Origin of the sequence: Enterobacter sp. CPE_E863 (genome assembly GCF_046521465.1) — a bacterium.
Taxonomy (GTDB): Bacteria; Pseudomonadota; Gammaproteobacteria; order Enterobacterales; family Enterobacteriaceae; genus Enterobacter; species Enterobacter adelaidei.
Window position 1 is genome coordinate 13,609 of the sequence record NZ_JBKFZX010000004.1, and the last position, 13,531, is coordinate 27,139.

General features: G+C 50.5%; 21 protein-coding genes and 1 pseudogene. 19 read left to right on the plus strand and 3 right to left on the minus strand.

Annotation, left to right across the window (positions count from 1 at the left end; translation table 11 throughout):
• A complete protein-coding gene (locus ACLHV8_RS25395) occupies nt 1-303 on the minus strand; it encodes an XRE family transcriptional regulator (protein ID WP_000124640.1) in 303 nt (100 codons plus the stop codon).
• Nucleotides 304-307: 4 nt separating this feature from the next.
• Nucleotides 308-658, minus strand: coding sequence for a type II toxin-antitoxin system RelE/ParE family toxin (locus ACLHV8_RS25400; RefSeq protein ID WP_000270043.1), 351 nt, complete (start codon nt 656-658; stop codon nt 308-310).
• A gap of 162 nt (nt 659-820) precedes the next feature.
• On the opposite strand from ACLHV8_RS25400, the gene ACLHV8_RS25405 reads away from it, so the two are divergent.
• The 4 genes from ACLHV8_RS25405 to ACLHV8_RS25420 all read left to right on the plus strand — a co-directional run bounded on the left by ACLHV8_RS25405 (nt 821) and on the right by ACLHV8_RS25420 (nt 2,749).
• Nucleotides 821-1,369, plus strand: a complete 549-nt coding sequence (locus ACLHV8_RS25405) for a transcriptional regulator (protein WP_001061574.1) — start codon at nt 821-823, stop codon at nt 1,367-1,369.
• A gap of 340 nt (nt 1,370-1,709) precedes the next feature.
• A complete protein-coding gene (locus ACLHV8_RS25410; protein WP_000343597.1) occupies nt 1,710-1,904 on the plus strand; it encodes a hypothetical protein in 195 nt (64 codons plus the stop codon).
• A 10-nt stretch (nt 1,905-1,914) separates the two neighbouring features.
• Entirely contained in the window at nt 1,915-2,286 is a 372-nt protein-coding gene (locus tag ACLHV8_RS25415) for a hypothetical protein (protein ID WP_000516916.1), read from the plus strand.
• Complete coding sequence (locus ACLHV8_RS25420) at nt 2,279-2,749, plus strand: hypothetical protein (protein ID WP_001281821.1); 471 nt, start codon at nt 2,279-2,281, stop codon at nt 2,747-2,749. Before ACLHV8_RS25415 ends, ACLHV8_RS25420 begins: the two co-directional genes overlap by 8 nt.
• A 14-nt stretch (nt 2,750-2,763) precedes the next feature.
• On the opposite strand, the gene ACLHV8_RS25425 is transcribed toward ACLHV8_RS25420, so the two are convergent.
• On the minus strand, nt 2,764-3,099 hold the full coding sequence (locus ACLHV8_RS25425; protein ID WP_000683476.1) for a hypothetical protein: 336 nt from the start codon (nt 3,097-3,099) through the stop codon (nt 2,764-2,766).
• A gap of 96 nt (nt 3,100-3,195) precedes the next feature.
• Here ACLHV8_RS25425 and ACLHV8_RS25430 point away from each other — a divergent pair, with 96 nt between their 5' ends.
• The 15 genes and pseudogenes from ACLHV8_RS25430 to ACLHV8_RS25500 all read left to right on the plus strand — a co-directional run bounded on the left by ACLHV8_RS25430 (nt 3,196) and on the right by ACLHV8_RS25500 (nt 13,493).
• The gene (locus ACLHV8_RS25430) at nt 3,196-3,684 is read left to right on the plus strand and encodes a DUF1643 domain-containing protein (RefSeq protein WP_001273096.1); all 489 of its coding nucleotides are present in this window, start codon (nt 3,196-3,198) and stop codon (nt 3,682-3,684) included.
• A 2-nt stretch (nt 3,685-3,686) separates the two neighbouring features.
• The gene (locus ACLHV8_RS25435) at nt 3,687-4,184 is read left to right on the plus strand and encodes a hypothetical protein (RefSeq protein WP_000062185.1); all 498 of its coding nucleotides are present in this window, start codon (nt 3,687-3,689) and stop codon (nt 4,182-4,184) included.
• A gap of 561 nt (nt 4,185-4,745) precedes the next feature.
• Entirely contained in the window at nt 4,746-5,678 is a 933-nt protein-coding gene (locus ACLHV8_RS25440) for a hypothetical protein (protein ID WP_000434071.1), read from the plus strand.
• 73 nt (nt 5,679-5,751) lie between these two features.
• On the plus strand, nt 5,752-7,215 hold the full coding sequence (locus tag ACLHV8_RS25445) for an AAA family ATPase (protein WP_001280522.1): 1,464 nt from the start codon (nt 5,752-5,754) through the stop codon (nt 7,213-7,215).
• Between the two features lie 155 nt (nt 7,216-7,370).
• Nucleotides 7,371-7,700 (plus strand): hypothetical protein, encoded by a 330-nt coding sequence (locus ACLHV8_RS25450; protein ID WP_000277953.1) that lies wholly within the window; start codon nt 7,371-7,373, stop codon nt 7,698-7,700.
• A gap of 4 nt (nt 7,701-7,704) precedes the next feature.
• Nucleotides 7,705-8,097, plus strand: coding sequence for a hypothetical protein (locus ACLHV8_RS25455; RefSeq protein WP_000018404.1), 393 nt, complete (start codon nt 7,705-7,707; stop codon nt 8,095-8,097).
• A 48-nt stretch (nt 8,098-8,145) separates the two neighbouring features.
• Entirely contained in the window at nt 8,146-8,340 is a 195-nt protein-coding gene (locus ACLHV8_RS25460; RefSeq protein WP_000757530.1) for a DUF2997 domain-containing protein, read from the plus strand.
• A 44-nt stretch (nt 8,341-8,384) separates the two neighbouring features.
• Entirely contained in the window at nt 8,385-9,518 is a 1,134-nt protein-coding gene (locus ACLHV8_RS25465) for a hypothetical protein (protein ID WP_000225028.1), read from the plus strand.
• 11 nt (nt 9,519-9,529) lie between these two features.
• A complete protein-coding gene (locus tag ACLHV8_RS25470; protein WP_000039129.1) occupies nt 9,530-9,877 on the plus strand; it encodes a hypothetical protein in 348 nt (115 codons plus the stop codon).
• Entirely contained in the window at nt 9,874-10,302 is a 429-nt protein-coding gene (locus ACLHV8_RS25475; RefSeq protein WP_000988987.1) for a hypothetical protein, read from the plus strand. The genes ACLHV8_RS25470 and ACLHV8_RS25475 overlap by 4 nt, the downstream gene beginning before the upstream one ends.
• Nucleotides 10,295-10,858, plus strand: a complete 564-nt coding sequence (locus tag ACLHV8_RS25480) for a hypothetical protein (protein ID WP_000004673.1) — start codon at nt 10,295-10,297, stop codon at nt 10,856-10,858. Before ACLHV8_RS25475 ends, ACLHV8_RS25480 begins: the two co-directional genes overlap by 8 nt.
• A gap of 438 nt (nt 10,859-11,296) precedes the next feature.
• Nucleotides 11,297-11,614, plus strand: a complete 318-nt coding sequence (locus tag ACLHV8_RS25485) for a type IV secretion system protein (RefSeq protein WP_011742556.1) — start codon at nt 11,297-11,299, stop codon at nt 11,612-11,614.
• 10 nt (nt 11,615-11,624) lie between these two features.
• Nucleotides 11,625-12,374 (plus strand): TrbG/VirB9 family P-type conjugative transfer protein, encoded by a 750-nt coding sequence (locus ACLHV8_RS25490; RefSeq protein ID WP_407197502.1) that lies wholly within the window; start codon nt 11,625-11,627, stop codon nt 12,372-12,374.
• 36 nt (nt 12,375-12,410) lie between these two features.
• Nucleotides 12,411-12,725 (plus strand): annotated as a pseudogene (locus ACLHV8_RS25495) (IS6-like element IS26 family transposase); the annotation flags it as partial.
• 63 nt (nt 12,726-12,788) lie between these two features.
• Nucleotides 12,789-13,493 carry an IS6-like element IS26 family transposase gene (locus ACLHV8_RS25500; RefSeq protein WP_001067855.1) on the plus strand — a complete coding sequence of 235 codons (705 nt, stop codon included), beginning with the start codon at nt 12,789-12,791 and terminating at the stop codon, nt 13,491-13,493.
• Nucleotides 13,494-13,531: the final 38 nt, after the last annotated feature.

The following is a 13,531-nucleotide window of genomic DNA, read 5'->3' on the forward strand; positions in this document are numbered from 1 at the left end:
TTAAACGGCAAAGCCGTAGTGGGTGCCGTCCGGAAGTTCAACATCGAGGCGTAGCTTGCCACCGGAGGCCTCAACGTACCGCTTAATGGACGACAGCTTGAGATCTCGTCCAGGTTTTTCCATCTCGGAGACTGTCGGCTGTCTCACACCCAGAGATGCAGCAATTTCCCCCTGGGTAAGGTTCATGCGATCACGAAGCTCTGCCAAGTGGATGTTCAGTAACATCTCAGTGGCCGCTTTCTGTGCTTTGGCAACAACCTCAGGCTTTTCTGTTGCCAGCATTTGGTCAAGAGTTCTTGCCATAACGTCACTCCTTCTTCAATTTATCCAAGTGCGCCGCAAACTCACGGTCTGCAATTGGGATCATTACTTCATAAAACCTTTTCTCGTCCCCGGTCTTGTTACCGGCGCAGAGAAGAATCCCCTTACGCTTTGGATCGAACGCAAAGAACGCTCTGATAGGATCTCCTTTGCTTTGGACCCGAAGCTCTTTCATGTTGCTGTAGGATGAACCGTTAACAGTATCCGCGTATGGCCTCGACAGCATGGGGCCTCTATCTCGCAGCACCATCATCGAAGCCAGCACGTTTGCTCTATCGGTATCATCCAGAGCATCGAACCACTCATCAAAGGTGTCGGTTGTCTCGATGACCCACATGATTTCTCCTTACTTAATATAGGTGCAATCCTATATAGATTCAAACCTATAATCAAGAAAAATCGGCGGCGATGGGGGCCGAAATGTCAGTAAGTAGTCATGTGACTAAAATAGGGGGTAGAATAAGCCTCGATATAGTCATGTGACTAAAAGGTGTCCTGAATGAACAACCTACCCCTACTGCTCGATGCAAGAGAAGCCATTGACTACTACCACCAGCATCCAGGCATGACTGATGCAGAAAAGGCCTATGTGGTCGCGTTCCTAAGCGGAGAGGGGCGTTCAAACAGTCAGATCAGAGAGGATCTGGGTATTGAGAAGGTCTATACGGTTACACACCTGAAACGCGCCGGTACGCTATCGGAGGAAGAGCTAACACTCTGGCTCAGAAATCCACGCAAGATCACCCTGGGGCATGTGAGGGCCGTGGCTAAGTTACCTTTCAGCAAGAGAGAAAAGCTCCTGAGGGATCTCCTGCATACCAGGACACCGGTTCATAAATTTGAGGCGATAGCGAAGGGCAAAGAAGTGGACAGGGATGCAGACATTAAGCGCCTGGAGACCCTGATGAGCGATGCTACGGGTAGGCCTATCAAAGTTCGCTATAACCCCGCGAAGCGCTCCGGGGAACTGACGCTGGGATTCTTCACGCTCGATGACCTGGATGACGTGTGCAAGGCTTTGGGGTTTGATCCAAGCGAGCAGATGTAAACCAGAAAACTTTCACATGTGAAAGTCTTGCAAGGTGTCTTTTTATTGTTTACAGTATCATAAAATGAATCTGTAAAGGTGCGCGATGAATGTGCTTCCAACGAAAAGCTGGCCTTGGGCGTTATAACTCAACCAGACCTGAGTGGCTGGCGGCGTACCGAAACGCAAGATGTATGAGAAGCTCAGGTAAAGAACCTGATGCTTCTCTTTCCGGGATAGCTTGGAAGGCGCAACTCATTGTTGCCCATGAAAGAGGCAGAATTGACAGCCTGGCTGTCCCTTTGGATGCCAGATTGATAGCAAAGAACCTCATCGACGAGATCCTTGCTGAGGAGAACTGATGGACGAAAAAATTACCTACGAAGAAATGCTTGAACAACTCGACCAGAAAGGCATCCGCGTCACCAACGGGGCGAGACGGCTTTATGTCGCGTTGAACAACGGAGTCAAAGCTGAGGTGCTGGGTAACTGCGGTCCCGCCACAATCAGCTTGGTTGACGGGATGATTGTTGTGGAAGAGCAGACTCTCCACTAAGGGCAGCAGCATGGGCAAAAAAGTACACATCATTTGTGGAAAGTGCGGCAGTGACGAGATGAACTTTGTCATCAATGAACACTGTCCAGACGATCCCCAGAATGTTGCCAGTATGTCCTGCTCAAATTGTTGCGAACTGACAGGCATAGCCGAGTGGTCGGAATTTAATGGACGTGAGCTGAAAGGTGAAGCCGTCGCCCTATCAACACCGGCAAACGTGAATGCTCTTCTAGGATTGCTTCGCCAGGCGATGGACAGCGTTGAGTATCGCCTCTATGGCGGGGACATGTCATTGAGCGGTAATGATGCTGCCGAACTCATAGACCTCCAGGAGCGAGCTGAGAAGGTCTTGTCTGTTCTTCGGAGTGATCAGCATGAGTGATTTATACGAACCGCTTGAGTTTGTGTTCTGCGGCTTTAGGAAAGGGGACGCTGGGCTATTTATCTCGGTAGCCACTTTGCGCGATGGTGTTTTAGGCCGTGAGATGTATTTCTCAAAGGGAAAAAGCAAAAGGCGCTGGGTTGTCGGTGGCATTTACTCAGGGGCCTCGTTTTCGGACAACGGAGCAAAAGGTCTGGATGATGCTCATTACGTTAAAGCATGGGAAGTGCAAGGCGACAAGATAGAGTGGCAAGCAAAAAGCGAGCAAGCCGAAGCCTTGGCGCGAAGCGAGAAACTTGAAGCCGACGATAGGAAGCGCAATGAACTCGAAGAGCTGATGCTACCCATCAGGAAGCAATATGGGGCATTAACAAAGCGACGTGATAGGGCAGGGGCCGCAGCTCTTGAAGAAGCTGTCCTGAGAGCGCTGAGAGCGCCCATCAGGAAGGCTGAGGAGAAATAACCGTGGAGCCAGTCTTAGCTAAAGCATTCGCCGGTTTTAAAGTCGTAGCTGTAAGTGCCCATCAGATTGGCTTTTCGGCTTTTCTTGCCATTGGTGTTTGCTGGCGCTTTAGGGGTCGCAAGTACGCCATAGAACAGGATACCAACAAGTGCCGCTTGCCACGCGAAAACAGCAACCAGAATCCAAAAAGCAGCAGCCAGAACCGGCAGTTTGTGCAGAAGGTTGAGCACCGACTTGGCCCAAATCACTGCCGGGATAGCCAGCACTGCGTAACCCCAGTTGGTGGCCTCAAGCATAGCCAGGCCAAGAATAACAACAGCCATCAGCGCGATATTCAGTACATGTTTCATGGTCATCTCTCCTTTTCAACTTACACTTTTATCCTATCACAGCATTAAAAAATGCAACTGTGAAAGGGCATTTTTCATTCAAAAAGAGGTGACACTTTGAGTGCAATTATCAGCAAGTGCGGCATGTACAGATACCGTCTGGAAAGGGATGTGCAACCCGAAGGCCTTGTGTTCGGTTATTTTGGTGTAAACGGCTCTACGGCCACGGCCACCGAGGACGATCACACGGTCAGAAAGTGGATAGGGTTTACCAAGGTCAACGGAGGGAGGCGATTCATAGTCGGTAATGCTTTTGCTTTTCGGGCGACCGACGTTCGAGAGCTGGCTACGGCGGTTGATCCTGTCGGGCCTGAAAATGAAATCCACTTGGAAAGGATTATTCGGGATGCTGATGTCTTGGTGCCCTGCTGGGGGAGCCGAACTAAGCTGCCTAAGTCTTTGCATGTTCATTTGGACAGGCTTTTAGAGCAGCTCGTTGCATCTGGGAAGCCGGTATTGGCATTTGGCGTGACTGGTTCGGGGGACCCGAAGCACCCACTAATGCTTGGATATTCGACAAAACTTGTGCCCTGGGGAGGAAAATAATTATGTCGATGCTTGAAGCACGTTACTTCGTGGCAAAGATAAGCGATGCACAGGCCGTGCTCTGCGATGAGGAGCTGGCGACACTGGAAAGGCTGATCCGGAAGGTTGATGATGGCCGCAGAGCAAATGGCAAGAGCTCGCTTACTTGCGTTGTTGTCGAAGAAGATTGGCCGAACTGGCAGCAAACGGTTGACTCTGTACTTTCACTTGCTGACGGGAAAGACAACGATTGGACCAATGCCACACCAGAACAAATCAAGGCCTTTTGGGTCGATGACTCAGTTTGGAAAACTCTGGATGGCCGGGATAAATGGATTGAAGATCTCGACCTGCTGGTGGACGGTTCCCCGGTGGCTTCTGAGTGGGAACCTTTTGGCTTGGAATCAGGGCAGTCTGTCGTCATACGAGGCGGATGGATAGAAGGGAATGCCTTGAGTGATGATGGCGTACCGCTAGTGCAGGCATTCGTCGCTTGGAAACAGGGCCAAGACAACCACTAAAGGAAAATTACTTCGGAAGGGCGGCTATGGCCGCTTTCTTTTTAATATTTACAGCATCACATAATGATACTATGATGTTGTTAATTTACTTGGGGAGGCGCTTATGCTCACTGCTAAATGTATAGGGTGCGGATGCACCGATGATCACGCTTGTGTTGAAAACGGTCAACCGTGTCACTGGCTTCGCGTGAATAGAGTGGAAGGTATCGGGGTCTGCTCTTCGTGCCCGGATGCTCTCAATCAATTCGCATCGACCAGCCAGGAACAAGCAACTGGACAGGATGACTACCGGAACAGTCCAGAATGGAAGGATTTTTCATCACGCATTGGTAATGCACTATGCGGGGGCCGGAGCAAAGCAAAGTAAGGTAAAAACGGCTATGCCGTTTTTTATTTGTCTATTACGGCATCACATTATAAGCCTGTAAATGCTGAATCTGTAATTGCCCAAAATGGGCGTGAGCAGGGGCGGGGTGTGAGGTCGTTCTAAGGCAAAATACTTTGTACTGGCAGAACAAAGAAAGAATGAACTTTCACATGTGAAAGTTTTTGGGGTACGGGATGGAACAAGCAATTCAAAGTTACTTGGCTGACGACCGGCAATATCAAGACAGGATTACCGCAGCTCTCAGCCAGGTTGAAGAGAAAGGTGCAGAGTACGAAGCTCTTTGCCAACAGCGTGCTCAGTTGGGGATCTGGCAAAAAATTATAACGTTCTGGCAGTTTCGTCGAGACATCGCCGTTATACGTTCAGCACTAAAAGGCCATAACAGCGATTTGCGGTATTTGCGCCGTGGGAGAGACCAGCTCAAAGAGGGATTGGTTTCTCGGGCCGTGAAGCAAGCGATTGACGGTAGCCAGATTCTGGAACGAATCACCCAAGCTCAAGATAGGCTTGACGCCGCATCTCGACTCCACGAGAGCAACAAGCGACTGGTGGACATGGGGCAAAAAGCCTTACGTGAAATCAGTGAGGCCTCTTCCAGTGTTTCATCAGCACAAACAATGGAGGTTCTCGACCTTGTGACTGACAACAAGGGCATTTCCGTCATGTCGTCGATGTCAAACTCCTCGGCCAGCAGTGAAATAGACGATGCGAAGAGAGCTGTGAAAGCCTTCGCAAATGCGCTGGGGGATCATCGTGACATTGTGGGCTCACTGCACCACTCAATGGCAACTGAGTTTATCGATCTGGGTATGGACTTTGCCGGTTTGAATGATGGTTTCGACTTTGGGAGCGTCTTCTCGCTGTTCAGCTTGTCGTCTGCCAGTTCCTCTCTGGACAAAGTAGAGTCTCGCGTTGAATCTCTGATGCCAGATCTAAGACGAGCCGCCTCCAATTCGGCAGCAGAGTATGCCCGTGTTAACGAAGAGTTCTTTGGCCTGAAACAACAGGCCTGTTGCCAAGTGCATGAGTTGCTGGTGACAAATGGTATAGACGTGTCAGTCAAGCGCGTTGAGTCCGCCGTGAACAGCTACAGAGTTGGAAGGTGATATTTACAGCATCATAAAATGAACTTATGATGTGAGGTGATCAACAAGTCGAAATTTATTTAAAGGATAAGCGATGAGCGATATTACACAGCAAATGGACAAACTTGAGATTCCAATCAAGTTGTCCTTTCCAGTCATCAACGTTAGCACTTTTGAGCTGGGCCGCGCAGAGAGCGTTTTCTCTGACATTGCAAAGAAAGTCGGCAAGCACTTTATTGTAATGCCATTCAAGAAGCTGCCTGATCCAGGCACGATGAAGGCAATGGTGGACGAGTCCAAGAAGTCCTCCAAAAACGGAGTTGTCGTGTTCGACACTTTCTTTTTCGACCGCCAACGTGCAAACCCGGAAACACTCCCAGCCCTCAAGTCATCACTGACCTATCTGGAGAATGAGGGGATCAACTACATCATCGCTGGCAAAGACGTCTTCAATGAAGAGTTCGTTTATCACATCGATCTCCCGGCTATGAGCAATCAGGAAATCCTGAAACTGCTCCAGACCTGTGAAGATAACGTGAAAGATGGTGGAGTCTTCGAGAGCAACGAACGTGCTGTCATCGCAAACCACGCCTTGGGCTTGTCACACACCCAGATGAAGAACGTCTTCACCTACTCCGCTTACTTGAAATTCAAGGGTGAAGAATACCTGGGCGAGATCCGAAAAGAAAAAGCTCACATCTTGCGTGATGTCGGCCTCGATGTGCTTGAGGCCATTGATATTGGGAATGTCGGTGGTCTCGAAAACCTCAAGGAGTTCCTCCAGATACGTAAAGCCGGTTGGGACAAAGACCTTCCGGTAAAAGGTGTCCTTCTGGCCGGTGTACCTGGTGGTGGTAAATCGCTGACGGCAAAAGCCGCTGCCGGTGTACTTGGCACTACCTTGGTTCGCCTGGATATGGGCCGTTTCTATAGCAAGTATCTCGGTGAAACCGAGCGCCAGTTCAATCGTGCATTGCAGACCATTGAGCAGATCGCACCCGTTGTTGTGTTGATTGACGAGATGGAGAAGTTTTTTGGTAATGCCGATGGCGAACACGAAGTATCCAAGCGCCTGCTGGGCTCTTTCCTCTACTGGCTTCAAGAGCGCAAGAAGAAGATCTTCATTGTGGCGACGGCCAACCGGGTTCAGTCGCTGCCTCCTGAATTGATGCGAGCTGGCCGCTGGGACCGAGCATTCTTCATTGATCTGCCAAGTGTGGCTGAGCGCCAGAAGATTTTTGAGATCCACCTCGCCAAGCAGAAGGCCAACATCGCCGCGTTCGATATGCCTACGCTACTTCGTACCACCGAGGGATACACCGGGGCAGAGATTGAACAGGCCGTCATTGACGCGATGTATCTGGCGAACGCTCAGGACAAAGAGCTCAACAATGAAGCGCTGGTGGATGCGGTCACTCGCATTACCCCGACCAGTGAAACTCGCCGGGAAGACATCAACCAGATTCGCAGTTTGCGGGATCAAGGCTTCTATCCGGCCAATAACTTCGATGTTCAAGAGCAGAATGGCTCTGGACGCAAACTTGCCATCGAGGACTAAGCGATGGAGTGGATTTTTTGGACTGCTCTTGCTGTGTCATTGATATTCCACTCAGAAGTCAGCGACTTAATCAATGCTCTAGCTGAGTGGGCTAGGGAGCGAGCTGGTGCGGCCAGGAGAGAGCATCAAAACGGCAGAGAGGAGAATTGACCGTTATGTACAAACAAGACATTGAGAAGGGGATTGAGCTGCTCAAGCTGTGCAGCAAACTCCAGTCAGAAAAAGATGGAGTGGATAGACCAGAGCCTCTGGTTATCGACAAGAGTAAGGTGCTGGACCAGTTCGCCCGAGACGTTTCCACATCGATCACCTACATGAGTTCGTTGTTCAAGCTCATCCCCATGATGGAAAACCTTACCGAGCTTGGCCGAAAGCTGGAGAAAGAAGGAAAGATCGAAGTTTCTCTCGGGCAAGACTATTCCATTGCCGCGCTTAACTTTGTTATGTCGGAACACGGCATGACACCCGAAACAACTCAGGAGTGATGAGATGAGCCATATCGTAAAAGGCAAGGTGCAGGTCGCCTACAAAGACAAAGAGCTGCTGTTGAAGGCTCTGGAGGGAGTTGGCGTTGTTGTTGAAAACGAAAAGCTGTACCGCGTGGGCGCTGGCTACACCTTCGAGAAATACCCGATTGTTCTGATCGACCAGAACAACAAGGAGCACCGGATTGGCTACAAGGAAAAAAACGGTGTTTGGGAGCAGTACCAGGAAAACTACGGCTCTTATGGCCGCTGGACGCAGCAGGCAAGCAGCAAGGTGCAGGATCGCTACATTGCCTTCCACTACGAGCAGCAGTTGAAAGAGGAAGGTTTCAGCGTGACGGTGAAGCAGCATCACGATGGCACTTTGGAACTGGAAGCTGAGGAAGCTGTTTGGTAATAGCGCCAAGGCAATCAGATTAGTTGAACTTAACGACGAGGTGACAAAGTGAAAAAGGTAAACATCAAGATCAAGGGCGGCAAGATTGCTGCCGATTTCACGGGGTTTCAGGGTAAGACCTGTGAAGCGCTGGAACAGCGTATTCGCCCGGAAGAGCTCGAAGTCGAAGAAAAAGAGCTGAAACCCGAGTACCACTTCAATGCTGGTCAAACCCAGCACGAAACGGAACAGAACGAATGGTGATGAGAAGGACAGGGCGCGTCCCCCTTCTTTTGCTGGTTGGTCTCATGGTCGCAGCTCCTGCGGCCTTTGCCAGTGACTTTGTGACTGGCGTTATGGTGGGGCAAATGCTCTCAGATGACTCAGGCAGCAAGAAGATAGAGGACACTGGCCCGGAGAGCAAAACGGTCATTGATTACCATGACGGTCAGCCAGTTGTGACCAAAGTGGAGGCCTTCAAAAGCAATAAATGGCGCAAACTGGATGGCCCTCAGGGCGGCTATTTTGTTTGCCCAGGTGAATACCGTAGCTATTCGGGAAGGCTGCGATGCCGTATTCATGATGACGGGTTTAATGGCTTTATGGGCGGTATGACTGATGCTCAGGAGCTGCCGCTCCAAGAAGCTCTGACCAAGTTGGAAGGTAAACCCATCTCCCTGCAAACCATTGAAGTCCACGGCAACAACCTGGCAGTCAAATACCAGTTAGCACCACCAGCACAAACGCACGTCAAAACTCAGGATCTGGGGGTGGTCAAGCAGGATGGTGAAACGCAGAAGGCTGCCAGCCAACAATCAGCGTCATCCATAGTGACTGCACCAAAGAGTGAACCTCCCAAGCAGATTAATGCTGCACAAGACACTGACCGCAATACCAGTGCGTTTCAAAGTCCGTTCGAGGAGGTAAGTGACTCCATGATCGGTCTAATGGATAGCTCTTTCGTCAAAGTCATAGCGGGATTGATGCTGGTGTTTGGGGTTGCTAGTGGAATTATGAGGCAGAGCCCATCAGGAATTGTGATGGGGATAATGCCTGCAATTATGATCATGACCGCGCCAACGGTTATTCGTACCGTATTCGATACAGGCGCGGCCAGTACCAAGCCAGTGGAAGATAGCGGAAGCTCATTTCCTTTCTTCTTGGTGGCAATAGTACCGGTGCTGATTTTCTTTGCCTATAGAGCTTTTATGAATAACCGGAGCGACTCCGAAATTGATGAGTTGTTAAGAGAAGCCCGACGTGCAGAAAGGGCTGAACGACCAAGCAATGAGCCTCCCTCAGTGGATGAACTCCGTGAGCGCCAGCAACAAAACACAGAAAGAGAACCGGTGGTTGTCAGCTCATCAGCTCCGGCACCAAAGGTGCAAAAGGAAGAGCCAATCGAAGTACAGCCAGGCAAGCGCAAAATTATTTTGGATTAGTGGGGTCGGTTATGAGCAAAAAGCGCATCGTAATCAAAAATGGTGAGGTCTGCGGGTTTGCCGATGAGGTTTCCTTCAAAGGCCTTGAAGTGCAGGAATACAGTAAAACAAGGGTTTCGCGCATCGTGCCGACGAGCGGCATTCTAATGATTGCGTTCTATGTTATTCGCGGACTTTGTTCAGACGAGTCAAAGATTGCGGCATGGACTCGTGTTTGGCGTTGCCAGTGGAAGGTGCTGATCGACGGTAAAAGCTATGGCCCATTCAGCAGTCGTGCGGATGCTATCTCGTTCGAGAAGGACGAGATCTACAAACAAGGCAAATTCTTTGCCGATGCCACTCACGAGGCGGCAGTATGATGACACGGGCGGCTATGGCCGCTCTGTTATCCGCGTTGGTAATAGGCCTTGTGTCTGATTTGGCCGCACAAGAGCTGGTGGTAAGCCCGGTGGCTATAGACAAGTCCACTGAGGTGGAGAAAGAAGCTACCTTCCACAACCGCAAGTGGGTGTTAAGGACGGGGCAGGTTAGTGGATTCTTCATCTGCCAAGGAGATAACAAAGACATTTACTACCGGCATGACAGGGTGGGCGCTCACTGCCAGAAGACATCGACTGGGTGGCGCAATGTACTGGGTCTCAGGGACGATGTTCCGGAAGTTGAGCTGAGCGTGTACCTGGGGACCGTTGAAGGTGTCCCCGTGAAAGTCCTTCATCAGGAAGTGGATGGTTACGATCTGAAAGTGCAGTACAAGGTTGCACGTAAAGGGTCAGCAAATGAGTGAGAGTGTGCGTCGGTCAACGCCGATGGTAAAGATTAAAGTCCTGCCGAGTTTCGTAGGGGTTCCCTTCCCGTCGGTGCTACTTATCGTTGCGGGGCTCCTTAATGGCCCTTTGTGGGGCTTTGCCGCATTCGTCTTTCATATCGTCATCAAGCGGTACATCTACAGAGAATACCGGAGGTTGCCATATCCGATGCCAACCGGCTCAAGGCCTATGGATGAGTTGAGCGATCTCCTTGTAAAGGGGATACCGGAGGAATTTTTCCGGCGGCTTGACGCAGCTTGCAGCTCTGATGCGTCAGTACAAATAACCTGCCCAAAGAAATACCGGCTGCTCAAAATGTCGTTGAATCGCTATGCCAACCGCGCTGGTTGTTACCCGCAGTTCCGGGAGGGGGATGAAATAGCGATTGAGGTAACAGAGCAGAGACCAAGAAAAGCAGGAGCAGGGAAGGGCTTTCCAAGTATTCAAGATCTGAAAGCGTCAGAGGGTGTTCTGAGTGAACCGGAGCAGCCTATCGAAATTCAGAAAGATAAGCGCAAGATTATCTTGGATTGAGGTGGGTTGGAATGCGGTCATTTTTATACAGAATATTGCTTCTTTGCTTCGTCATTATCGTCCAGATAGGGCTAATCGCCATTGATGCGAGCCCGTTGGTTGTTGCTATGTTCCTCTCGCTAACAGCTTTAGTCGCTGGGGTCTGGATGGCGTACCTTCATTCCCGATTTTTGATGGCGGTGACTCCAGTAGTTGTCTCTGTGCTAATGGCGACCCTCGCCATGAAAATGTTTGAGCCGAGACTCTTTGTTTCTGCCAGCGAAAAAGGCTGGTTCCCTTTGTCATTGTTCGTCTCGATACCGTTTTACTTCTACTTGAGTTACTTGCTTGAGATAGAGGAGAAGAGACGTACATTCCGGGCCAATGTAATTGGTTTTTTGCGTGGAGTTTCGGAAGAGATCCGTCGTTCAACTAGAGAGCATAACGGCCGTTGGCTTAATGTCCACGCCGAACGTGGCAGAGTCTTACCAGAGCAAGTTCAAGGGCCGCAACGGTCTTGATAAGGTTCTGGGCGACAGTGAAACGACCCGCGTGAAGATTAACTCTGTGATCCTCGATAAACCGCACGGCGTAGCAACGATACGCTTTACTACGGTTCGCCGCGTGCGCAGCAATCCCGTTGATGATCAGCCGCAGCGCTGGATTGCCATTATGGGGTATGAATATAAATCGCTGGCGATGAATGCTGAGCAGCGTTATGTCAACCCGCTGGGTTTCCGCGTGACGAGTTATCGCGTCAACCCTGAAGTTAACTGAGGGCTGCCCCATGAAAAAACTACTTCTTTCAGCAGTCGTTTTGTCAGTCCTGGGAGGCGCGGCCACTAACGTTATGGCGCTTGAGGTTGGCCGCAATTCTCCTTATGACTATCGCATTAAAAGCGTTGTTTATAACCCTGTTAATGTGGTCAAAATTGACGCTATCGCCGGTGTGGCTACCCACATTGTTGTCGCGCCTGACGAAACCTATATCACTCATGCTTTTGGCGATTCTGAAAGCTGGACGTTTGCGCACAAAATGAACCATTTTTTTGTGAAGCCGAAACAGGCCATGAGTGATACCAACCTGGTGATCGTCACCGATAAGCGCACCTATAACATCGTCCTCCATTTCATCGGTGAAGAAACGAAGAAAAATGCAGACGGTACGGTATCAAAATCCTTTATTGAAACGCCGTGGGCTGTGCGCCAGGCCGTTCTTCAGCTGACCTATGAATATCCGTTTGAGCAGCAGGAAAAAGCCAAAAGCGCGGCTGATAAAAAACGCATTACGCAGAAGCTGAAGCAGACGGCTTTTGCGGGGGCGAAGAACTATCAGTACGTAATGAGCGAACAGCCTGAAATGCGCAGCATCCAGCCGGTTCACGTCTGGGATAACTACCGCTTTACCCGGTTTGAGTTTCCGGCCAATGCGGAGTTACCGCAGGTCTACATGATTTCGGCCAGTGGCAAAGAAACGCTGCCTAACTCTCATGTTGTGGGTGAGAACCGCGGCACTGTTGCAAATAGTCGGTGGTGATAAACTTATCATCCCCTTTTGCTGATGGAGCTGCACATGAACCCATTCAAAGGCCGGCATTTTCAGCGTGACATCATTCTGTGGGCCGTACGCTGGTACTGCAAATACGGCATCAGTTACCGTGAGCTGCAGGAGATGCTGGCTGAACGCGGAGTGAATGTCGATCACTCCACGATTTACCGCTGGGTTCAGCGTTATGCGCCTGAAATGGAAAAACGGCTGCGCTGGTACTGGCGTAACCCTTCCGATCTTTGCCCGTGGCACATGGATGAAACCTACGTGAAGGTCAATGGCCGCTGGGCGTATCTGTACCGGGCCGTCGACAGCCGGGGCCGCACTGTCGATTTTTATGGCACTGTTGCAAATAGTCGGTGGTGATAAACTTATCATCCCCTTTTGCTGATGGAGCTGCACATGAACCCATTCAAAGGCCGGCATTTTCAGCGTGACATCATTCTGTGGGCCGTACGCTGGTACTGCAAATACGGCATCAGTTACCGTGAGCTGCAGGAGATGCTGGCTGAACGCGGAGTGAATGTCGATCACTCCACGATTTACCGCTGGGTTCAGCGTTATGCGCCTGAAATGGAAAAACGGCTGCGCTGGTACTGGCGTAACCCTTCCGATCTTTGCCCGTGGCACATGGATGAAACCTACGTGAAGGTCAATGGCCGCTGGGCGTATCTGTACCGGGCCGTCGACAGCCGGGGCCGCACTGTCGATTTTTATCTCTCCTCCCGTCGTAACAGCAAAGCTGCATACCGGTTTCTGGGTAAAATCCTCAACAACGTGAAGAAGTGGCAGATCCCGCGATTCATCAACACGGATAAAGCGCCCGCCTATGGTCGCGCGCTTGCTCTGCTCAAACGCGAAGGCCGGTGCCCGTCTGACGTTGAACACCGACAGATTAAGTACCGGAACAACGTGATTGAATGCGATCATGGCAAACTGAAACGGATAATCGGCGCCACGCTGGGATTTAAATCCATGAAGACGGCTTACGCCACCATCAAAGGTATTGAGGTGATGCGTGCACTACGCAAAGGCCAGGCCTCAGCATTTTATTATGGTGATCCCCTGGGCGAAATGCGCCTGGTAAGCAGAGTTTTTGAAATGTAAGGCCTTTGAATAAGACAAAAGGCTGCCTCATCGCTAAC